The 20,018-nt window shown below is 44.4% G+C and carries 23 protein-coding genes; 9 read left to right on the top strand and 14 right to left on the bottom strand.

Going from position 1 to position 20,018, the window contains the following annotated elements; all coding sequences use genetic code 11:
• Positions 1–49 precede the first annotated feature (49 nt).
• On the top strand, positions 50–544 hold the full coding sequence (locus ASG89_RS11025) for a glutathione peroxidase (RefSeq protein ID WP_057310620.1): 495 nt from the start codon (positions 50–52) through the stop codon (positions 542–544).
• Between the two features lie 57 nt (positions 545–601).
• On the opposite strand, the gene ASG89_RS11020 is transcribed toward ASG89_RS11025, so the two are convergent.
• Positions 602–823, bottom strand: coding sequence for a DUF1450 domain-containing protein (locus ASG89_RS11020; protein ID WP_057310619.1), 222 nt, complete (start codon positions 821–823; stop codon positions 602–604).
• Entirely contained in the window at positions 823–1,125 is a 303-nt protein-coding gene (locus ASG89_RS11015; protein WP_057310618.1) for a hypothetical protein, read from the bottom strand. Before ASG89_RS11015 ends, ASG89_RS11020 begins: the two co-directional genes overlap by 1 nt.
• 219 nt (positions 1,126–1,344) lie before the next feature.
• On the opposite strand from ASG89_RS11015, the gene ASG89_RS11010 reads away from it, so the two are divergent.
• The 3 genes from ASG89_RS11010 to ytvI are packed head-to-tail and all read left to right on the top strand — an operon-like array spanning position 1,345 to position 3,622.
• Positions 1,345–1,704 carry a winged helix-turn-helix transcriptional regulator gene (locus ASG89_RS11010; RefSeq protein ID WP_056616422.1) on the top strand — a complete coding sequence of 120 codons (360 nt, stop codon included), beginning with the start codon at positions 1,345–1,347 and terminating at the stop codon, positions 1,702–1,704.
• 40 nt (positions 1,705–1,744) lie between these two features.
• Positions 1,745–2,491, top strand: a complete 747-nt coding sequence (gene map, locus ASG89_RS11005; RefSeq protein ID WP_057310617.1) for a type I methionyl aminopeptidase — start codon at positions 1,745–1,747, stop codon at positions 2,489–2,491.
• Positions 2,492–2,509: 18 nt separating this feature from the next.
• Positions 2,510–3,622 (top strand): sporulation integral membrane protein YtvI, encoded by a 1,113-nt coding sequence (gene ytvI, locus ASG89_RS11000; protein ID WP_057310616.1) that lies wholly within the window; start codon positions 2,510–2,512, stop codon positions 3,620–3,622.
• Between the two features lie 57 nt (positions 3,623–3,679).
• Here the strand turns inward: ytvI and ASG89_RS10995 are convergent, their stop codons facing one another.
• Positions 3,680–4,459 (bottom strand): AraC family transcriptional regulator, encoded by a 780-nt coding sequence (locus tag ASG89_RS10995; protein WP_057310615.1) that lies wholly within the window; start codon positions 4,457–4,459, stop codon positions 3,680–3,682.
• Between the two features lie 120 nt (positions 4,460–4,579).
• Here ASG89_RS10995 and ASG89_RS10990 point away from each other — a divergent pair, with 120 nt between their 5' ends.
• A complete protein-coding gene (locus tag ASG89_RS10990) occupies positions 4,580–6,826 on the top strand; it encodes an FAD-dependent oxidoreductase (protein WP_057310614.1) in 2,247 nt (748 codons plus the stop codon).
• A gap of 235 nt (positions 6,827–7,061) precedes the next feature.
• Complete coding sequence (locus ASG89_RS36995) at positions 7,062–7,229, top strand: hypothetical protein (RefSeq protein ID WP_162259690.1); 168 nt, start codon at positions 7,062–7,064, stop codon at positions 7,227–7,229.
• A 486-nt stretch (positions 7,230–7,715) separates the two neighbouring features.
• Here the strand turns inward: ASG89_RS36995 and ASG89_RS10985 are convergent, their stop codons facing one another.
• The 5 genes from ASG89_RS10985 to ASG89_RS10965 form a co-directional block, all read right to left on the bottom strand.
• Positions 7,716–7,928, bottom strand: coding sequence for a hypothetical protein (locus ASG89_RS10985; RefSeq protein WP_057310613.1), 213 nt, complete (start codon positions 7,926–7,928; stop codon positions 7,716–7,718).
• A 100-nt stretch (positions 7,929–8,028) separates the two neighbouring features.
• Positions 8,029–8,904: a M14 family metallocarboxypeptidase gene (locus ASG89_RS10980; RefSeq protein WP_235549709.1), complete on the bottom strand. Its 876-nt coding sequence runs from the start codon at positions 8,902–8,904 to the stop codon at positions 8,029–8,031.
• A gap of 127 nt (positions 8,905–9,031) precedes the next feature.
• Positions 9,032–9,841 (bottom strand): glutamate racemase, encoded by an 810-nt coding sequence (gene racE, locus ASG89_RS10975; RefSeq protein WP_057310612.1) that lies wholly within the window; start codon positions 9,839–9,841, stop codon positions 9,032–9,034.
• A gap of 113 nt (positions 9,842–9,954) precedes the next feature.
• Positions 9,955–10,947 carry a polysaccharide deacetylase family protein gene (locus tag ASG89_RS10970; RefSeq protein ID WP_057310611.1) on the bottom strand — a complete coding sequence of 331 codons (993 nt, stop codon included), beginning with the start codon at positions 10,945–10,947 and terminating at the stop codon, positions 9,955–9,957.
• Positions 10,948–11,036: 89 nt separating this feature from the next.
• Complete coding sequence (locus tag ASG89_RS10965) at positions 11,037–11,456, bottom strand: disulfide oxidoreductase (protein WP_057310610.1); 420 nt, start codon at positions 11,454–11,456, stop codon at positions 11,037–11,039.
• Positions 11,457–11,664: 208 nt separating this feature from the next.
• Here ASG89_RS10965 and ASG89_RS10960 point away from each other — a divergent pair, with 208 nt between their 5' ends.
• A complete protein-coding gene (locus ASG89_RS10960) occupies positions 11,665–12,327 on the top strand; it encodes a helix-turn-helix domain-containing protein (protein ID WP_057310609.1) in 663 nt (220 codons plus the stop codon).
• A gap of 119 nt (positions 12,328–12,446) precedes the next feature.
• Entirely contained in the window at positions 12,447–13,574 is a 1,128-nt protein-coding gene (locus tag ASG89_RS10955) for a phosphodiester glycosidase family protein (RefSeq protein WP_057310608.1), read from the top strand.
• Positions 13,575–13,629: 55 nt separating this feature from the next.
• On the opposite strand, the gene ASG89_RS10950 is transcribed toward ASG89_RS10955, so the two are convergent.
• Both ASG89_RS10950 and ASG89_RS10945 read right to left on the bottom strand, forming a co-directional pair.
• Positions 13,630–13,995 carry a YtxH domain-containing protein gene (locus ASG89_RS10950; protein ID WP_057310607.1) on the bottom strand — a complete coding sequence of 122 codons (366 nt, stop codon included), beginning with the start codon at positions 13,993–13,995 and terminating at the stop codon, positions 13,630–13,632.
• A gap of 14 nt (positions 13,996–14,009) precedes the next feature.
• Positions 14,010–14,456: a DUF948 domain-containing protein gene (locus ASG89_RS10945; RefSeq protein ID WP_057310606.1), complete on the bottom strand. Its 447-nt coding sequence runs from the start codon at positions 14,454–14,456 to the stop codon at positions 14,010–14,012.
• A gap of 179 nt (positions 14,457–14,635) precedes the next feature.
• On the opposite strand from ASG89_RS10945, the gene ASG89_RS10940 reads away from it, so the two are divergent.
• Positions 14,636–15,271 (top strand): bifunctional 4-hydroxy-2-oxoglutarate aldolase/2-dehydro-3-deoxy-phosphogluconate aldolase, encoded by a 636-nt coding sequence (locus ASG89_RS10940; RefSeq protein ID WP_057310605.1) that lies wholly within the window; start codon positions 14,636–14,638, stop codon positions 15,269–15,271.
• A gap of 73 nt (positions 15,272–15,344) precedes the next feature.
• Here the strand turns inward: ASG89_RS10940 and ASG89_RS10935 are convergent, their stop codons facing one another.
• From ASG89_RS10935 to ASG89_RS10920, 4 genes are all read right to left on the bottom strand, one after another.
• Positions 15,345–16,598, bottom strand: a complete 1,254-nt coding sequence (locus tag ASG89_RS10935; RefSeq protein WP_057310604.1) for a S1C family serine protease — start codon at positions 16,596–16,598, stop codon at positions 15,345–15,347.
• 215 nt (positions 16,599–16,813) lie between these two features.
• Positions 16,814–18,442, bottom strand: a complete 1,629-nt coding sequence (locus ASG89_RS10930) for an S-layer homology domain-containing protein (RefSeq protein WP_063867828.1) — start codon at positions 18,440–18,442, stop codon at positions 16,814–16,816.
• A gap of 287 nt (positions 18,443–18,729) precedes the next feature.
• On the bottom strand, positions 18,730–19,359 hold the full coding sequence (locus ASG89_RS10925) for a helix-turn-helix transcriptional regulator (protein ID WP_057310602.1): 630 nt from the start codon (positions 19,357–19,359) through the stop codon (positions 18,730–18,732).
• Positions 19,360–19,442: 83 nt separating this feature from the next.
• Positions 19,443–19,874, bottom strand: coding sequence for a DUF86 domain-containing protein (locus ASG89_RS10920; protein WP_057310601.1), 432 nt, complete (start codon positions 19,872–19,874; stop codon positions 19,443–19,445).
• Positions 19,875–20,018 lie beyond the last annotated feature (144 nt).

Genomic DNA, 20,018 nt, shown 5'->3' with positions numbered 1-20,018 from the left:
GTGTACAATTAAATTGTGATAAATATTAATTGCGAAGGGTAGTGTCACTATGAGTGTACATCAATTTCAAGTGAAGACGATTCGCGGGGATGAGAAATCCCTTGCCGATTACAACAATCAAGTGCTACTTATTGTAAATACAGCAACGAAATGTGGATTAGCTCCTCAATTCAAAGGGCTTCAAGAGCTACACGACACCTATAAAGATCAAGGCTTCAGTGTCCTCGGCTTTCCCTGTAATCAATTCAAAGATCAGGAGCCAGGTGATAATAAACAAGTTGAACAGGCGTGCCAGCTTAATTTTGGTGTGAACTTCCCGTTATTCGCCAAGATCGATGTGAATGGCTCAGATGCTCATCCGTTGTATCGTTATTTGAAGAGTAAAGCATCCGGCCTATTCGGATCTGGCATCAAGTGGAATTTCACGAAATTCCTAGTTGATGGTAACGGTAATGTGATCAAACGCTTCTCTCCGACTACGAAGCCTCACAAGATCGATCGTGAAATTCGTAAGCTGATTGAGAAATCCGCTGTTCACGCCTGACTCCAGCTTATCAAGTACAAAAAAGCATCCTGTCCACATTGGACGGATGCTTTTTGATCATTTCACGTATTTCTTCGCTTTTTCGATGGCTTCGTCTTCGGTTGCGCCCGTTATATAACGGCCATTAATAAAGATGAATGCGAATCTTGAACATGGACCGCAATACGATTTGCACGCAACTTTGACTTCCGTGTCCGGTGCCATGGCACTTATTTTGGCAAGTGCCGATTTCACCTTCATGTGTTTGCATTTATCACAAATGCGAATATCATTCCGCATTAGTGGTCTCCGTGGTTCCCCTTACTTGGGTTAGTAATCATGAAGCCTTCCTCAGGTGTGTAGAAGTAGTCAATGCGAATTCCGTCTAGAAGCGGCTCTGTTTGATCTAACAATACATCGATGCCTTTGTCTGTGTTTACCACAACATCATTTGCTGTTTTATCATCAAGACCCAAACCATAGTGAGCATGATCACCATGCTTATGCGTCACTTGTACACGAACCAACAAACCTTGGTTTTCTTCTTTATTAAGCTCCACTTGAAGTACCTTTGCTGCATTGCGAGAAATTTTGACTTTCATATGTACACATCTCCTGAAACAATAAATTTTAATTTAGTTCTATTGTAAAGAATCTAGCGCATGAAATCAACCTCGTCCTATTCTGCCCTTCTATTGCCAAATTCCATAAGGAACTTTAAAATACATAGTAGTATGAGTAATAATCCCTTATTACAAATTGTTAACTTACTAACCTTAAAGTAAGTACCTTGCACAATTTTGATGAAAGGAAGCGATCTCATGTCAACTTTGGAAAATGAAAAAGTCGCTCCACTTAGCAACTATGTTCCCAAAATCCCAAAAGAAATCGAATGTTCCGTTGAACGAACCTTGGAGGTTATTGGCGGGAAATGGGCATTTCTTGTCCTTCGTGAATTATTCTGTGGAACGAAGCGTTTCGGAGAGCTTCAGCGCCAAATTACGGGTATCAGTCCCAAGTCCCTTACTGATATTTTGCGACATTTAGAAGAACATGGGGTTCTTGAGCGCATGGCGTTCCCTACAGTTCCTGTTACTGTTGAGTATACCTTGACACCAAAAGGGCAGGATCTGCATCAAATTATTAGAGAGATGAAGCTTTGGTCAGCAAAATGGACATAATGAACAATTAGGGAAGCTAGCCCAAGAGGAGAGAAACTTGATGATTACGATTAAAACAAAAGAACAGATTGAAGCCATGGGGAAAGCAGGCCGAATCCTTGCCGATTGCCATAAAGAAATCGCGAAAATGATTCGCCCAGGCATTACTTCGTGGGAAATCGACCAATTTGTTGAAGGCTTTCTGGCCAAACACGGCGCTACGCCTGAGCAAAAGGGGTATCACGGCTACCCCTACGCAACCTGCGCTTCGGTTAATGACGTCATCTGTCATGGCTTCCCGAAGAAAGAACCGCTAAATGATGGTGACATTGTTACGATTGACATGGTCGTTCGCATCGATGGGTGGTTAGCTGATTCCGCTTGGTCTTATGCGGTGGGTACGATCTCCCCTGTTGCTGAGAAACTCCTGCAAGTTACCAAGGAGTCCTTATATAAAGGCATTGAAAAAGCTGTCGTCGGCAATCGGATCGGCGATGTCGCCAATGCCATACAAGTCTATGCCGAGTCACAAGGCTTCTCCGTTGTTAGAGACTTCATCGGTCACGGAATTGGCTCCGAGATGCATGAAGAACCTCAAGTGCCTCATTATGGACCCGCAGGTAAAGGGCCGCGCATCAAGGAAGGCATGGTTTTCACCATTGAACCTATGCTTAATGTAGGTAAATATCACTCCAAAGTTGACCAAGATGGCTGGACAGCTAGAACGTACGATGGCAGCCTATCTGCTCAATACGAGCACACGATTGCGATCACAAGTAATGGACCGATTATTTTAACTGAACAATAACGATCTGGGGGAAAAGGGATGCTTTCTTTTTACAAGAAATATTGGCGTACGGTATTTGATATAGGGCTCATCGCATTAACCGTCTACTTATTCATGCTGTTATTCAGTTATTTGTACGCCATCGCCACGCCAATCTTCTTGGCTTTGATTATATTCATGATGATCGAGCCATTAGCTCGGTTCTTGAATCGTAAAGGGATGAGCAAATCTTTAGCTTCCGCTATCTCAACGTTAGTTTTCGTCCTTATCATTTTAGGGGCATTAGCAGGGGCAGTCGTCATTTTCACCAGTCAGATCATGAGTCTTGTGGATAAAATCGATGACTATGCGGCGGTTTTCAATGAGCAGATTATTCATCGGATTGCCGAGTTAAATGATCGCTTCCAAGCCCTGCCTGACGATGTAACTGGCAAAGCCAAAGATTATGCTGGCCAATTTGCTGGCAAAGCTTCTACGTTCCTTGTCGCCTTTTTATCAGGCTTAGTGGCTTCCCTGACCTCCTTCTCCACGTTCATGTTCAATTTCATCGTCGGCATCATTCTCGCATACTTCTTAAGCATCGAAATTGAATCTTGGAAACGTATTGCAAGTGAGCAAACACCGAATACCTTCAAATCCGTCTTCTTTTTTCTCAAAGAAAATGTCGTGAAGGGGATCGTATCTTACATAAAAGCACAAGCCAAGCTCATTACACTGACTTTCATCGTTGTCTTTATTGCCTTGCTCGTACTGAATGTGAATAACGCGTTCTCTATCGCGCTTCTATCTGCGATTTTTGATGTCCTGCCGTTGCTCGGCGTCTCCACCTTATTCATCCCTTGGATTATTTACTTGTTCATTGTTGGGAATACAACACTGGCGATTTGGCTAAGTGCGTTGCTCCTCGTAGTCATTCTCGTTAGACAGATAATGGAGCCCAAAATCACAGGTGAATCTCTAGGTGTCTCGGCATTTACAACCTTAGCATTCATGATTATTTCCCTCTCCCTCTTTGGGGTAGCCGGGGTGATTCTCTCGCCAGTGCTGATCATTCTGATCAAAGCCTTACATACACAAGGCTACTTACAGCGTTGGATTCGTAAGCCTGAGAACGAATATACCGAAGGAAAACTGCCGTATACGGGCAATTAGCCTTTAGCACACAACCCCCCAGTCTTCTATGAAGATCTGGGGGGTTGTGCTTTTGTGCTATACCCGATGCATACTGCGGTACAAGGAGGGTGCCTTGCCGATTTTTTGCGTAAACACTCGGCTCAAGTAAAAGCCATTCTCATATCCACATTGGACCGCAATCATATCCAGAGTGAATGTCGTATTTTCCAGCAGATGTTTCGCACGCGTAAGACGCAAGTCATTAATAAATTCGGTTGGTGTTTGGGCAAAGGCTTTCCGAAACCTGCGGGTAAATTGAACAGGCGTCAGTCCCAAAGAAGTGGCTAATTCCAGCATCGATAGATTACCGAACGCATGATCGGTCAGAAAGCCCCGTGCATGCTCCATATCTCCATCTATAATAGTTGCAGGTGAGCCCTCCTTGATAAGATTTTCCATTTGTACGATTCGGAACAGATCATTCACAAGGTGCAACTTATGCTGTGTGCTCTCTTCATCCCACCCTTGCATAGATCGCAAATAGCGATAACTGGACGTCAGGCGCGGCAGATCTTGTACGGACAGCTTTCCCTTCCAGATAGCTTCGTGTTCCATATGGGGTTCCCCTATAAATTGTATAAAATGAAAAGTCAGCGGCTCGATCGTTTTTCTACGAAACACGGTTCGAGGGGGGCAAAGCACCAGATCTCCGAATCTAGCCTCTCCTTGCTCCGTACGAATTTCATAGAAGAAGCTCCCTTCTTCCACCGCAAACAACGTCCAGCAAGGGTAGTCATCACGCTCAAACATAAACTCTTTTTTCTGATGCCAATACACATGAGACAAGAGTTTTAAGGCTGGATCGCGATAAATCATGACACACTCTCCAATGGATGAAATAAAGTATATGCTAATTGTAACTCACTGTATGTTAAAAGGATATAAGCTATTTTAGAATGAAAGCATAGATATTCTAATACTAGTGAGGTGCTCATAATGAAGCATGAAATCGTTACATCTGATATCACAGTCGTTGGCGGTGGCTTGGCAGGCGTTTGTGCAGCTGTTGCAGCAGCACGATTAGGTCAAACTGTTTCTCTGGTTCAAAATCGTCCGGTACTTGGCGGAAATGCCAGCAGTGAAATACGCGTATGGGTGTGTGGTGCCACCTCGCATGGTATCCACCGAAATGCCCGCGAAACTGGCATCATGGGTGAACTCTTTGTGGAGAACCAATATCGCAATATCGATGGTAATCCTTATATCTGGGATTTAATTGTCCTTGAAAAGGTGAAAGCTGAGCCGAATATTACCTTGTTCTTAAACACAGATGTGCACGAGGTTGATGCCTCAGGTGATGATAATAATCGCACCATTCAAGCTGTCACAGGTTGGATGATGGGCTCGGAGCGAAGAATTCGTTTCGAAAGTGGTGTTTTCCTCGATTGTACGGGGGACGGTCTAGTTGGCTTCCTCGCTGGTGCTAAATTCCGTATCGGTCGGGAAGCTCAACATGAATTTAATGAAGAATGGGCGCCACTCGTGCCGGATGATATTACACTGGGAAGCACACTGCTCTTCTACACGAAGGATGCTGGCCGCCCTGTCAAATATATAGCTCCGAGCTTTGCGAAAGATATTACACAAACTTCGATTCCCCTGAAACGCGTTATTCGCAGCGGCGATAATGGATGCGCTTACTGGTGGATTGAATGGGGCGGTGAGCATGATACGGTCCATGATAATGAGAGAATTCGCGATGAGCTTTCCTCCGTTATCTATGGGATTTGGAACTATATCAAAAACTCAGGGAAATTTGACAGTGCGAATTTAACATTGGAATGGATCGGTTCAATTCCAGGGAAAAGGGAATATCGCCGTTTCGTCGGGGACTATGTCCTGAATCAAAATGACGTGATTGCCCAAGAGTTCTTCGAGGACCGCGTTGCCTTCGGTGGCTGGTCCATTGATTTGCATCCGCCTCAAGGCATGTATTCAACGGAAAGCGGCTCTAAACATATGCATATGGATGGTTCCTATCATATCCCGTTCCGTTCCCTTTATTCGACCAATGTGTCGAATATGCTCATGGCTGGACGCAATATCAGCGCGTCCCACGTTGCTTTCGGCACAACACGTGTCATGGCGACATGTGCTGTTATTGGCGAAGCTGCGGGTACGGGCGCAGCCCTGTGCGCAGCCAAAGGAGTCTCGCCTCGTGAGCTGCACAGCGAGCACTTGAACGAGCTGCAGCAGACGCTGCTGCGGCAGGATGCGTCGATTCTCGGTGTGGTGAATAACGACGAGGGAGATCTCGTTCGCAGCGCGACGCTGACGGCCTCCAGCACGCTGACAGAGCTGGCTTTGGAGCAGTCGGCTGGTGTTTATCCTTTGGAGACGCCTGTAGGGCTTCTAGTGCCCGTAGATCCGTTTATTAATGGCTTAGAGCTATTAATCGATGCGACTGCTGCTACAGAGCTTACTGTCGAACTGTGGGACACAGGCAAGCCTCAGAATTACGTCCCTCATACATTGGTTGCATCCGTTGTAGTGCCTGTTAGTGAGGGATCTGAGCAATGGGTCACTGCTGCTTTGCAATGGGAGCCTGCACAAGCTCAGAACGCATTCATCGTGCTCAAAAGCAACCCTGCTCTAGCTGTACATCTATCCGATCGCCCGCAGTCTGGTGTACTGTCCTTTAAGAATAATACGGTCACGACAAGTACCGCTGACTTTGGGGAAATGCAACCTGATCAACCTGTGATCGACTGGAGTCCGAAAAACTTCAATCGAAAGCCGTTTTGTTTCCGATTACTCTCGCCAACTTCCGCTTATGCGGCTGAAAAGGCAGCTGACGGCCACAAACGGCCTTATGGTAGTCCGCATCTGTGGTCTTCCGCTGGAGACAGTGGTGCTGAGGAATGGCTCGAAGCCAGCTGGACAGAAACTCATAGCATTGGGGAAGTGCATATAACGTTCAACGATGACGTCAATGAGGATTTAATTAATTTGCATCATCATCGGACTGAATTCGAAATTATCCCTGAATTAGTTAAAGATTATACGGTGCAAGCATGGGTTGGGGAATCGTGGACAACAGTTGTTGAGGAAACTAACAATCATACTCGGCACCATGTTCATGTGTTAGACAGCTCTGTACGAACGAACCGTCTTCGGGTCGTAGTGGCGTCAACGAATGGCTCAGCGCGTGCCGAAATCGTGGAATTACGTTGTTACAGTTAAAATAGTACTCATAAAGAACCGATATCGCCATGTGCTTCATGGTTGAGATCGGTTCTTTTTACGCTGACTTGAAGAAAGAACGTTACTTGTCTTTCCACTTTGATACGGACAAGCCCCCTTAATTATTTGTAAAATAGGTTCGCTTTGCCCTTGTTTAACCTAACATGATGTGTTATATTAAAAGTGCATAGAATCAAGGTTTTCGCTTTTAAAAGCTGACATAGGAGTGATGAAAATGTTACAAATTCCGCATGGCGAAGAAATTATTCGTGTTGAAATGACAGTCAAGGAAGCGCTTGCACTAACAGGAACGAAATTTGCTCAAAGCAACAAACTTGAGACAGACGCAATGAAGAAACTCAAACAATCTTTAGCAGACAAATTACTCACACCACACCATTAATTCATACACATAGGAGTCCCCCGAGATCATCTCGTGGGGCTTTTTATTTATGTTCTGGAGGGATCTGCGGCGTTCCTGAGAATACCTCGTACTCGCTGCTGTATGAATTAACTGGAAATTGTACAGCTATTTTAGAGAAATCTGCCCCTAAATTCAATTTAGATGGAAAATAGGTAGTTAATTCTGCCTCATCCAGTCATATCTACAAAAACGCTGGTATTTAACTGTACATTTTCCATCTAACCGTGATTTCAGCCGAAATTCTAATGAATTAGCTACATAAAATACAGCTATTCGTGACATGAGGCGGGTTACAAAGAGTTCAGGAGGTAATTGGGCTAGCTGGGGGAGTTGGGGGAGTTCAGTTTGTTAAGCTGTTGAACTTGTTGATCGAGTCCGGCTTGTTCGGCGTGCTGAGGTAACTAGACTTGTTGAGGTGCCCCACCGGAAACAAAAAATCCACCCCTCCAAAGGGGCGGATCTAAGTTAGTTGATTTTCCTACGTGTCAAAATACACGGAACACCTCTGCCGACAGCCCCAGGCTGTGACATCATTTCTAAGTAGCGCATGCCCCTTGCGCAAGGTGTTTTGCACACCGAACAAGTGGCAGATTCAACGATCCTCATCGTGTATTGCGCACGAGATGAAAGTTCCTTTTTCTTCTTAACAACTTTGCCTTTACCTTTAGGTGGTGCCATGTTTCACGCCTCCCCAACAGCTTCCTTTCCTCAGTATATGAAGTCTGGGCAAAGTCGGTTCGTAGCGAACACAAGTAAGTTGAAGTGACTTGTCTTACGATTACAATTCCAAGGCAGTCAATAAAATAGGAGTCACTTCCTCATAAAGTAAAGCAAATGTTTCAACAGGCAGCGGATTTACGCCTAACCCCACCTCGACTGTAAAGCCTGGTCGCCGAAACTGTTGAATGAACCAATCCTTATACCCTGCGTCACTGCCCGAGAGCTTCACAGCCTCATAATTACTGGCTAATGCCAGTCTCTCTGCAAGTGCTTCAGCTTCAGCTGGTTCATAATCGCGATAATTCCAATAAATTTCTCTCCCCTGTGTATGTAAGGCAACGACAAGCTCAAAATCATGAGATTCGGTGAATTGAGCTAGTGCCGCGGCTTCCGGTTCAGATAGCGGAGCTTCGCCGCCATAATCTCGCTCACCTGGTCTATCATGTTCTCTTCGCAGCTTTTCTTCATCCCAATGGGCAGGGAATTGATCATTAAGATCTACACCGCGTATATTCGCTTTCCAATTCAAGAACGAGAATGACCCTTTATTCCAATCCAACAAAGCATCACGATATGGATGATCCTCCTGCAATCCATTTAAAACAAGATCTACACCATCAGGATTAACCATCGGCACGACCCACAAGGCATACTCTGACAAAATACGTCTAACATTACGTCCCTGCCATGCTGTTCCTCTTGCATAAGCACATGCCAGGTCTTCAACAAATTGCATTAGCAAGGGTGCCGTTATCCATTCATTCGCATGCATGGCTGCATTGAAATGGATTTCCTTCGTACCGTGCCCGATACGCAGCGCATGAATGTCTCTTCCCATCGTACTTTTGCCGATACATGTCGTTTGCAAAAATGGATATATTTTGCCTAAACGATTCATCTCCTGGGCCAATGTCTCATAGCCATAACCTAACACACAACCACCTCACAGCCTTTTACTTCATTCGTATGGCTATGCTTATGCCTCGATTGCAGGAATCATGCGGTATCTCCGCCTGCGGTAAGTGAAATAAAAATAGACCCAAAGGGTCTATTTGACTCGTTTAAATAATAGTCGGCACCTGCCAAACGACAGGCATAACAGCAATATATTCCTTGAGCCAGTTCTCCGCAATTTGCCGGAAAACAGTTGGCGTACCACTGCAGAAAAACTGATGAATCGGTGTTTCCAAGGATTTCGCTTGCATGCCTCTCTGAGAAAGGATCGTACTTATATCTCTGGCTGTCTCTTCCGCCGAAGAAATTAATGTCACTTTAGGACCCATAACTTGAGAAATGGATTCCATCAGAAATGGGTAGTGGGTACATCCCAGAATTAAACAATCGATCGGCTTATTTTTCAAGGGATTCAGGGATTGATCCACGATTGTATGCGCACGCTCACTACTAAAAAGCCCTCTCTCAACAAATGGAGCTAGTAACGGGCACGCCTCACTAAAGACTTGGATATCAGGCGAAATCTGCTTCAACGCCGTTTCATAGGCTTGACTGCGTATCGTTCCATCTGTGCCAATGACACCGATCATACCGCTTCGAGTCATTTTGATTGCTGCTCTTGCTCCTGGAGAAATCACACCTACGACAGGAATCGAGACGCGTGCACGTATGTCTTCAATCGCGACCGCAGTCGCCGTATTACAGGCAATTACAATCATTTTGGGATTAAACTGAAGTAAGTAGTCTACGATTTGACGTGTAAAGTGACGAACTTCACTAGCAGGTCGGGGGCCATAGGGGCTCCTAGCTGTATCTCCAAAATAAATGACTTTTTCATGCGGCAGCTGTCTCATGACTTCCTTTACAACAGTTAACCCTCCGACTCCGGAGTCCAGTACGGCTATCGCTTGCTGCACACATATCCGCTTCCTTTGCCGGTTGATGAATTGATATAAACCACATGGTTAGGATATGTGCGGCCAAGCTTAAAGGTACCAAGAGTACTACACAGTTTTCGACCTAATCTTCTTTACTTTTTAGGCTGAAGCTCGGTGACAAGTCCGAATTCATACCCTCTCTTCTTAATTTCTTTACAAATACGATCCAGTGCTTGCATGTTCTCAATGGAGCCCTGATGCATCAAAATCACGTTGCCCTCATGCAAATTATTCATAATATCGTTGTACGGATCCTCAGCGCCATTCGCTCTAGGCTCCCAATCACGCATGGCTGTAGACCAGAATACAGAGGTATAGCCCATCTCAGAAACCAAACTTAAATTATGAGAATTATAGTGACCGTAAGGGAAACGGAAGTAGTTCCCGACCTCTTTACCGGTGATTTGCTTATACAAAACTTCAAAATCCTTAATTTCCTTGCGAATCTGATCATCTGTCAGGTCATTAAAATCCGTATGTGTCATCGTATGATTCGCGACATAATGACCGTCTGCCACTATTCTTTTCAAATAGTCCGGATTCTTCTTAATATTGTTTCCTGTGATAAAAAAGTTCGCTTTCACATTGTTTTCTTTGAGTGATTTCAACATGAGATCAACCTCAATGAGCGGTCCACCTGCATCAATAGTTAAATAAACCTTTTTCCCTGTCCCAACCCAGACTGCTTTCTGGTCACTGGTGAAGGATTTGGTTTCATGCGGAAAATCAGGAACTTGCCCTGTTTTTTTCTTCATATAGTACCAAGAATACGGCGTACGATCTGCTGGTAATGGTTTCGATTTGGCAGGATCAGCAGTGGCTTTAGGCGTTGCACTAGGCTTCGGTGCAGCTGGTGACGCACTCGGCGCAGTCGTTGTCTGTGGTGTTGCCGTAGGTGTCGTTATTGGCGATGGTTTAACGGTTTGTGCGGGAGAAGGGGTTGGTGAAAATCTAGGTGAAATAACTGGACTGGCTTTGGAAGCCGCTTCAGTGCCGACAGGGGCAGTTAGGCTTATATCTGCACAACCGACCAACGAAACACTCAGTACGATCAGCAGTGCAGCTTTATGGGTATGTTTAATCATAAGTTACACCTCGGGTTAGGATGGATTCTTCTTCCATGCCTATTCGACAGTGAATGACAAATTACCTGCCTAACTATTGATTCTAGGGGTTATTTTGTAGCGCGATAAGTCAAGTATTGTAGAACGGTGAGTAGGATAAACGCTATTCCTGCCAGCATCGGAATCGTAATAAATCCAAGCCAGTTTAAGTAATCGGTATCACAAGCAATGGGACCGCAGCCTGTACCTGTTTCTTTGAAAACACCATTTTGCAATAATACATGATAGATCGAAATGCAGGCTCCCCAAATCGTTAATGGCAACACATAGATGGTTAACTTGTAGTCTCTGCGGACTGCTGCAATACCCAGAATTACGACCAATGGGTACATAAGAATACGCTGATACCAGCATAGTTTACATGGTGCAAAATGCAAGATTTCAGAAAAATATAAGCTTCCTAGCGTCGCAACTAAGGCAACTAGCCAGGAAAGATGCATACCGTTGTCTCTCAGCCATTTATTTGACATGTTAATATCGTCCCCTTTCTACTTTCCTATTATAAAAAATTAGAAGAAAGAAGTCACGGGTTTGATTCTCGCGACCTACTAAATTCGCATATTGCTTACGAATCCTATAAGATGTTCATATTCCGCTAAGGTAATTAGTACCAATAAGTGCTATAAACGTTTCAATTTTGCGTCAATTCAATTACAATTAACATATGGAGGGATTCCTATGATGAAGCAATTTGAAGGATTCGGTAAATTTTTGGAGAGCTTGCGAGGAAAGATGTCCTTACGTGAAGCTGCCAACAAAAGTGGCCTGTCCCATGCCTATATTCGTGATTTAGAATTAGAGCGTAACCGTTCAACAAATGAGAAGATTAAGCCATCCCCTGTCACGTTAAAAAAACTGTCAGATGCTTATAAGTTTTCGTATACAGATCTTATGGAGAAAGCTGGATATCTAGAAAAAGGTATCCAAGATAGTCGAGCAACACTGCCCACTCTTCCCCTAGAAGACATCCTTTTTATAGAAATTGGATCTACCGAAATGACGTATCATACGCCGATCGGTAATCGCACGATTCCCATGCAGTCACTCTTAGATTTCAGTCATTTCCTAGACCAACTAGAAGATCAAGGGTTTAAGAAAATGGATACGGATTTATTCGTCAACCTGTCTCACGTTAAGAAATATGATGCACAATCAGGTAAGCTTTATTTCGATCCGCTTGGTGTGAGTCTGAGCGTGACGATTGCTGCCCTGCGACAAAAGAAATACCATGATCTTATCTTACGCAGTGTCGCCTATCATGCAGGGAACAATCTTGAATATCAATTTGAGAAAAATATGATAAAAGACTCTCTACTTGCCTCACTTCAACGACAAAATTAAGCATTTTACAAAAAAAAGGAGAAAATTTCAGGGAATTCTGAAACTTATTCTCCTTTTTTTTCGTCTTATAAGTTGACAGTGTGGACCTGATTAGCTTTAGAGAGGATAGATGCCTAACCATGGCTGTTCAACAAACAACTGCCCAACAGACTACCCTGCAAGCCCGCGTAAAGCGCAAACGTTCTGCAGGAATACGCTTTATGTCGTATACAATTGTTACGATTACAATTCTAGCAATCTTAGGTTTAAGCTGGTTTTTCCTGACTGCCTCGGGCACGAGTCTGCGTTTCATGATGGCAGATACCATCATCACCACGCAGCATCGGGATTGGGCCAAATATTTAATTGGCACTTCCGAGTTACAGAAACGAGTAGAAGCATATACGAAAAGTTTTGACGAAATGGGGACCGAGAAGGATCTAGGACTTGTAGAAATCGCACCTCTACCGTCCCATACGCCTACGGAAGTAGTAGCCCCAGTCAAAAAAGATTTAGTAACCATCGAGAATATCTCGGGTCCCAATTTCAAAGGTAAGCTTGTAACCATTTCTGACCCCACTAAGCTTCGCATCGCAGTGCCGGAGAAAGCTGGTAAAGGGGAGAAAGTGTCCTCCATGGTCAAACGGACAGGAGCAATCCTCGGTGTGAATGGCGGCGGATTTATTGACCCGAACTGGGAAGGCAATGGGTTTCAGCCAGAAGGTGTCGTGATCTCTGGAGGCAAAATTTTTTATAATGACAAAGGTATGAATGGTACCGTACAAATCGTTGGGATCGATAAGGAAGGCCGTATGATTTCCGGGAAATACAAAGTTTCGGAGTTGCTCCAAATGGGCGTTCAGGAAGCCGTCTCCTTCAGTCCACGTTTTATTGTGAATGGTGTTGGCCAGGTTAAAAGTCAAGCAGATGGCTGGGGTATTGCGCCACGAACGTGTATGGCTCAAACGAAGGATGGGTCGATTCTCTTCGCCATCATTGATGGCAGACAAACGCACAGTATTGGTGCAACGCTTTATGATGTGCAGGAAATTTTCTTAGCGCATGGCGCGATTACCGCGGCGAACCTAGATGGTGGCGCTTCAACCGTATTAGTCCACAATAATGCTATTATTAATAAACCTTCAAGTGAATACGGCGAACGGTATCTCCCTACCGCATGGCTGCTTTTCGATCATCCAGAGACCGCCGATATTAAGAATGTGTGGGAAGGTCTGGATATTAGTAAAATTGATCCATCCAAATGGTAACAGCAAAGAAGCAGAGTACTCCTAGAAGGAGCGCTCTGCTTCTTTCTTTACAAAACTAGCGGCCTACGATGACTAAATCTTCTGCTGCTTCCGATGCTGCGATCTCATCTTGGATGTTATCTTCAGATTGCGAATCCTTCCAAGAACGAACTGTCTCGACAACACTTGCTGCTGTATCCTTCGCTTTACCTACGAGATCTGTGGTTGTCGTACTCACTGTTTTGGCAGCTGCTTGCGTTTTTTGACTAACTGTACTCGCCAGTTGCACGGTTTTGTCGCTAACCACAGTAGCTCCTTCTGCAATATCACTACGTAGTTCACGCCCTGATTTCGGTGCGAACAGCAGCGCTGCTGCCGCCCCAACTAAACCGCCTACGACTGCACCGATGAGAAGATCTTTTCCTTTTTTTCCATTGGACATGTGATATCCACTCCTTAATGATCTGATTTCGCACTCCGCTGCGCCTGCCATCTCTGCCATAGCTCATATCCTGTGGTTGCCCATTCCATGATGTCGTGGATACGCTTCTGATGCGTATGTACGACCTTTTCCGCACCAAGTAAGGAATCATTCATCATGCGTGAGGCTTTGCGAAGTAGGGAAGCGACTTCCCCGACTGCCTTCCCTGCCTTTTCAACCGATTGAATACTTGGCTCTAAGGCAAGGACTTGCAAATGTACCTCTTCCGTAAGCTGCCCTAATTGCTTCATTAGATTCCCCGCATGCTCTGTTGTATGGACAACTCCCTGCTTAACTTCAACAACCGTGTCCCCTAACAAGCGAAGTGTTCGCGTAGCCGTGATGATCATACGAACGGTAAATACAATGAGCACTAAACAAGCAACTGCCAAGCTGACGATACTGATCTCACTCCATGTCATGTAGGTCACCTCCTATGAGCTGAAAGCTGTGAGGATTGATGAGGCTTCTAGACGAATGCCTATGAATTACTACAGTATAGGTAGGAGGGGCTTGTTTTGACACAACGGATTGGAAAAATTTCTGGAACCTGTCATAATAAACAACAAATACTTAGGAATTGATTTGGGGGAATCGAGAAATGAACCGAGAACAAGGCTTGCAAGAAATTGAGCGTACACGTATCGTGGCGATCGTCCGAGGCGTGCAGGAAGATCACATTCTGTCTGTTGCTGAAGCACTTCGCCAAGGTGGGGTCACCGTCATGGAAGTAACGCTAAACACACCTGGTGCACTCTCCATGATCACTAACCTTCAAAAGCAGTGGGGAGATCACATGTTCATCGGAGCCGGCACTGTGCTGGATCTGGAGGACGCCAAACAAGCTGTTGCTGCCGGGGCTGCTTTCCTGGTCACTCCGAATTTGGACGAGGAGGTCATCCGTTGGTCGAAACAAGAGGGGATTCCGATCTTCCCTGGTGCGATGACGCCGACTGAAGTTGTGAAAGCATGGAAAGCTGGAGCTACAGCCGTTAAAATTTTCCCAAGTGCAAGCTTAGGCTTGCCCTACATCAAGGAATTGATGGGGCCATTGGATACAATCCCCATGATAGCTGTAGGTGGCGTAACGGAAGGCAACATCAAGCAATTCCTGAACATCGGCTGTTATGGCTTAGGCATTGGCGGCTCGCTCATCAACCTGAAGGAAATTGAAGCCGGCAATTTCGGCTGGATCACGGATAAGGCTGCTCAATTGCTCGCGGCGTCGCGTGTATGAGATTGCGTCGATACATGAAGAAACGGAGCTCGCGAATGTTCGCGACTCCGTTCTTTACTTCTTGGTGGGCTGTTTAACTTTGATAGGCGGCTACCTCGTTTTTATCGCCAACTTGTACAGATACATCCTTCGTTTGCCCATCGCGCGAAATTTTCACCTTCAAAGCATCGCCAACTGCCGCGGTTTGAACCGCTTTTGTCAGTTCCTCCGTATTCGCAATTCCTTTACCATTCACTTCCGTAATGACATCATACTGGCGAATTCCCGCTTTGAAAGCTGGTGAACCTTGCTGTACTTCAGCAACTACCACACCATTGGTGCTACTGATTTGCAAATCCTGCAGCATGTCATCCGTAATATTTTGCAACGCTACGCCAATGTAGGGCGCTGGATCTTTTGGAATAGTTTCGTTGTTTTTCAATTTATCTACGACTGAGTTAATGGTGCTTGCCGGAATCGCAAAGCCCATTCCCTGTGCTTCGGCATTGACGGCCGTATTAATCCCTATGACTTCACCATTCAAATTCAATAGCGGACCACCGGAGTTACCTGGGTTAATGGCTGTATCCGTTTGTAACAAATGCTTGTAATTACGTGTACCCTGCTCATCATCAATGCTGATTTCACGTTCCTTGGCGCTTAAAACGCCTGTTGTAACGGAATAATCGAAGTCATATGGATTGCCAATCGCAACAACCCACTCACCTACTTCTGCCGCATCCGAATCCCCGATTTTAAGCGCTGGAAAAGCTTTGTCTCCTTGAATTTTGAGTACAGCCAAATCTAAATCATAACTGCTTCCGAGTAGCGTTGCTGTAAATGGAGTATCGTACCCTTGGACGTAAACATCGATTTCGTCTGCGCCTTGAATCACATGCTCGTTCGTTAGTATATAGCCGCTATCTTCAAAAATGAACCCAGATCCGATCCCATTCTCGATCGTATCTCCACTTTGCGTCCCTTGTTGCTGTGAATTTCTTCGCTGACCAGATGTGCTTGTTTGCTTGACTTTCGTTTCAATTTTGACAATGGCCGGACTCGAGGCCTTCGTAATTTGTGAAATGCTATTGGTTCCTAGATTGTTCAGTGATGCGGTTTGGACACCAGCCGCAGCTGCGTTCGCTGCAGAAGCTGCAACGGCACTGGACTGAACCGTTTGCGTATCATAGCCAAACAGATTCAATTTGTCCGAAGTAAACATCAACCCACCAACCACAACTGCACCTGCCATAAAAGCTGCAAAGATTGGTTTTACTCTCGAATTGCTTGCTTTGCCCTCAACCTTTATATCATTCAAGTTCACGTTATTGTTCCTATTTTCATTCATACGATTACCGCCTCTCGATTGCTATCATTTTGTTATCTTGCTGATAGATCAAGTATAGAACGCTAACCTGAAGTGATACTTAAATTGGGCTGATAGCTGTATGAATACTGGCTGAAAGTATGCTGAAAGGTGTGCGTGCAGATGTTGAAGTAGACTAAAAAAACCTGATCTTGAGACACAGTGGTCCACAACATCAGGTCTTTATTCACAACATATTAATTAATGAATCCGGCTTTACTTAGGAAACGTTTCAGCATAGTAGCGGCTTCTGCACGAGTTGCTTGGTTGCTAGAACCGATCGTTGTATCCGTCAAACCATTGATAATTCCAGCATCGATCGCAGTAGCAATTTCTTTTTGTGCCCACACGATATTGTTAGAATCGCTGAATTTGCTTAATAACGCGTGTTGCTGTGAATCAGAGAGATTTGATTTCAATCCTGCATAATTCATCGTTCGTACAATCATAGCGGCAAGCTCTTCTCGAGTGATCTGAGCATTTGGCTTAAATGAACCATCTTCATATCCCTCAATAATACCCGCTTTAGCTGCAGTTGCAACTGTCGTTGCGTACCAATCGGAAGCTTCGACATCGCTGAATGTGGCTGTTGTAGTAATATTCAGGATTAAACCTAAGGAACGAACAGCCAATGCCGCAAATTCTGCACGGGTAATGGAAAGGTCAGGCGCGAATGTCGTATCTGTCATCCCATCAATCACAAGCTTATTGGCAAGGAGGCTTACATCATCCCTAGACCAGTGGAAAGCTGTATCTGTAAAGTTTTTGTTCATTTCAACTACAGTGTAGATGCTATTGCCGTTACGTTTCAGCGTTGCAACTGTTTTGCCATCTTTAACTTCGAAGATTGCCGGAACAAAACTTAGCTTCTTCGTTGTCTCATTGTAGAGAACACCTGTAACCGACTTCGTATCTACTGTATTTGTGATGTTAATGGAACGTGAAACGTACGTTTTGCCAAAATCAATAGAAGTTGTTTTGTCTCCAGGTCCTAGAGCAATCACATTAAAGTCTACTGCATCAGTAATCACTTTAGCACCGATAGAAGTGGCTGCAGAAGTAACCGCAGCTGCTGAATCACCGGTAAGCTTCGTAATACTTACTTTGATCTTCAGATCCTTCAAGGGGATACCTAGTGATTGTGCTAGTGTATTCAAATCTAATATAGTAAGAGGAAGCATATAAGTGCCATTGTCTGACCGTACTGTAATGGTCGAGCCCGCTTTACCTACAGCATCAACTAAAGCAGAAGCTGGAAGAAGGGCAATGTCGCCGGATAATGTGAGTTCTACGTTCACATTCGAAGCTAGTGCATTTTTCAGGGTATCTTCGTTAACTTCACCTGTCATAGGAACACTAATAGTAGTCCCAGCTACTGGTGGTATCCAACTACCTCCTCCGCCATACCCACCTCCACCACAGTAACTCGTACATCCTGGCACATCGGGGTTGGCATCCGTCGCATATACGCGGCTAGAAACTGTAGAACTATATTGGCCTGATAAATAGACGGCATCATATACTTTGGCTGTTATCCCTGTGTTAAATGTGAAATTGTAATATGTAACGCCATTTACGGTCTCCGTGTTGGTGTAATCAGTCATGTAAGCTTTCTTCAATAAATGAAGATCAGGAGTGTACACATTCAGATACACAGCTCCAGATACATTGTCATAAACGTCGCTATAAACGGTTGCTGTTACATTTCCAGTCGTCTTGTCGTATGTGTACGACTTAATGCCTAGCGTTGCCCCGAATGCAATTACAGGTACTAGAATAGAAACGATCATGAATAGAGCCAAAGCATGAGAAATTTTCCCCATCATTGATTTCACTCTGAATGCACTCCTTTTTCTCTCTATTTGACTAGAACTAAAACCGAAGTCTTTGTTATTCATAGTTATGGATTCACCTCCTCTACTATTTATATAATATAAACTTCGATAGAGGAGATTTAATTTTAGTCCGTACATTGGAAATTTGTCCCAAAAGCATCCTCATATGTATTAATAAACAATTCCTGAATCTGTGAAACCGGATATGTGAAAATATTAGAAAATGAACGAAAAAAAAGAAGTAAAGCAGGTCCTACCTGCTTTACTTCTTTTCCAAACTATTTATTTTGACGTATGATATACACACATTTGTTAGCACCTTTGGCCAGACACTCTGTACGCTCAACATGAGCATCCAGTAGATTTCGGAACAATGATAATTCACATTGACATGCCTGCTGGAACGTATTGGCCACCTTCGCAATAGGACAGTTGTGCTCATTGAAGATATAAGCATCATCTTGCGCGGACCAGTCAACCATATATCCATTCTCGTTCTGAATGTCCGCTAATTCTGCCACGCGATCTTCTAAGCTTTTGCCTTGCATCCTTGACTGATAGCGAGCTTCCAGCTTTCCCTGTCTGCCTTCAAAGAGCCGTTCGATCTTATCTTGACCTTCGTCTTCTAATAGCTCGTCTAATAAATCCAACGTTAATTGCGAGTATTTCTTGGGAAATAATTCGTCCGCCTGAGGTGCTAAGGTATACACACTTGTTGGACGGCCCATTGCTTGCCTTACGAGCTTGGCCTCGAGCAAATCATCTTTCTCCATCGAATGAATATGTCGTCTGACGGCCATCTCAGTAATCCCGAGTTGTTTGGCCATATCTTGAACACTTAACGGCCCTTGCGTTTTGAGCATAGAAAGAATCACTTTACGCGTCGATGTTTCTAGTGTTTGATTCATGCTCTCACCTGCCCTCGGTACTCGTTTAGGTCTCATTTTACAGCATCACAGGCAATAAGTAAATTATGAAACACTTATGTATGTTATTCCAATTCACTCTTGATAAATGCTCGAACAGAAGCCGCGAATTCCTCAAAAGCCGCTGGGAGTACAGGTATTAATGGATGCAAGTCTTGTCGCTGCCATTCTACAAAGTCCTGTACAAGTGGCTTGCGAAGCTTCACTAATTGCAGCAATGTCTCCGTCAAAGACTCTGAATAAGCTCCTTCTCCATGTACGATTTCTACAATGTCTTCATAACTGCTTGCATCTCTTAAAATAAAGGCATCAATGAGCAAGCTCCCAATATCCGTAACAGTTTCTATCGCTAAATGGAGTACTCGTTCTTGCGAAAGCTGCCAAATCAGATCCTGCTTACCTTGTGCCCACTGCACTTCTAATTGCTGACTTGCCTCCGCGAGTACCGTCAGAAACTGAATGCGCCCATCAATTTGTTCATGATTAATAAAATACATGTTTTATCTCCGTCCTCTTTTTCGCCATTTGGTCCATACCAACATAGCAAAAAAAGTGATAATCACCAAAAATATGAGCAAAACTGCCTGCATCAAATATTCGTAACTCACGCTCATTCACCCTCTTGATTGATCTCTTTACAC

This window comes from Paenibacillus sp. Soil766 (assembly GCF_001428105.1).
Taxonomy (GTDB): Bacteria; Bacillota; Bacilli; order Paenibacillales; family NBRC-103111; genus Paenibacillus_E.
This window is presented reverse-complemented; position numbering and strand designations above follow the sequence as displayed.

Excerpts from the sequence above, each read along its gene's own strand:
- ASG89_RS11025 (WP_057310620.1), top strand. The coding sequence starts at position 50 with ATGAGTGTACATCAATTTCAAGTGAAGACGATTCGCGGGGATGAGAAA.
- ASG89_RS11020 (WP_057310619.1), bottom strand. The coding sequence starts at position 823 with ATGCGGAATGATATTCGCATTTGTGATAAATGCAAACACATGAAGGTG.
- ASG89_RS11015 (WP_057310618.1), bottom strand. The coding sequence starts at position 1,125 with ATGAAAGTCAAAATTTCTCGCAATGCAGCAAAGGTACTTCAAGTGGAG.
- ASG89_RS11010 (WP_056616422.1), top strand. The coding sequence starts at position 1,345 with ATGTCAACTTTGGAAAATGAAAAAGTCGCTCCACTTAGCAACTATGTT.
- map (WP_057310617.1), top strand. The coding sequence starts at position 1,745 with ATGATTACGATTAAAACAAAAGAACAGATTGAAGCCATGGGGAAAGCA.
- ytvI (WP_057310616.1), top strand. The coding sequence starts at position 2,510 with ATGCTTTCTTTTTACAAGAAATATTGGCGTACGGTATTTGATATAGGG.
- ASG89_RS10995 (WP_057310615.1), bottom strand. The coding sequence starts at position 4,459 with ATGATTTATCGCGATCCAGCCTTAAAACTCTTGTCTCATGTGTATTGG.
- ASG89_RS10990 (WP_057310614.1), top strand. The coding sequence starts at position 4,580 with ATGAAGCATGAAATCGTTACATCTGATATCACAGTCGTTGGCGGTGGC.
- ASG89_RS36995 (WP_162259690.1), top strand. The coding sequence starts at position 7,062 with ATGTTACAAATTCCGCATGGCGAAGAAATTATTCGTGTTGAAATGACA.
- ASG89_RS10985 (WP_057310613.1), bottom strand. The coding sequence starts at position 7,928 with ATGGCACCACCTAAAGGTAAAGGCAAAGTTGTTAAGAAGAAAAAGGAA.
- ASG89_RS10970 (WP_057310611.1), bottom strand. The coding sequence starts at position 10,947 with ATGATTAAACATACCCATAAAGCTGCACTGCTGATCGTACTGAGTGTT.
- ASG89_RS10965 (WP_057310610.1), bottom strand. The coding sequence starts at position 11,456 with ATGTCAAATAAATGGCTGAGAGACAACGGTATGCATCTTTCCTGGCTA.
- ASG89_RS10960 (WP_057310609.1), top strand. The coding sequence starts at position 11,665 with ATGATGAAGCAATTTGAAGGATTCGGTAAATTTTTGGAGAGCTTGCGA.
- ASG89_RS10955 (WP_057310608.1), top strand. The coding sequence starts at position 12,447 with ATGGCTGTTCAACAAACAACTGCCCAACAGACTACCCTGCAAGCCCGC.
- ASG89_RS10950 (WP_057310607.1), bottom strand. The coding sequence starts at position 13,995 with ATGTCCAATGGAAAAAAAGGAAAAGATCTTCTCATCGGTGCAGTCGTA.
- ASG89_RS10945 (WP_057310606.1), bottom strand. The coding sequence starts at position 14,456 with ATGACATGGAGTGAGATCAGTATCGTCAGCTTGGCAGTTGCTTGTTTA.
- ASG89_RS10940 (WP_057310605.1), top strand. The coding sequence starts at position 14,636 with ATGAACCGAGAACAAGGCTTGCAAGAAATTGAGCGTACACGTATCGTG.
- ASG89_RS10935 (WP_057310604.1), bottom strand. The coding sequence starts at position 16,598 with ATGAATGAAAATAGGAACAATAACGTGAACTTGAATGATATAAAGGTT.
- ASG89_RS10930 (WP_063867828.1), bottom strand. The coding sequence starts at position 18,442 with ATGATGGGGAAAATTTCTCATGCTTTGGCTCTATTCATGATCGTTTCT.
- ASG89_RS10925 (WP_057310602.1), bottom strand. The coding sequence starts at position 19,359 with ATGAATCAAACACTAGAAACATCGACGCGTAAAGTGATTCTTTCTATG.
- ASG89_RS10920 (WP_057310601.1), bottom strand. The coding sequence starts at position 19,874 with ATGTATTTTATTAATCATGAACAAATTGATGGGCGCATTCAGTTTCTG.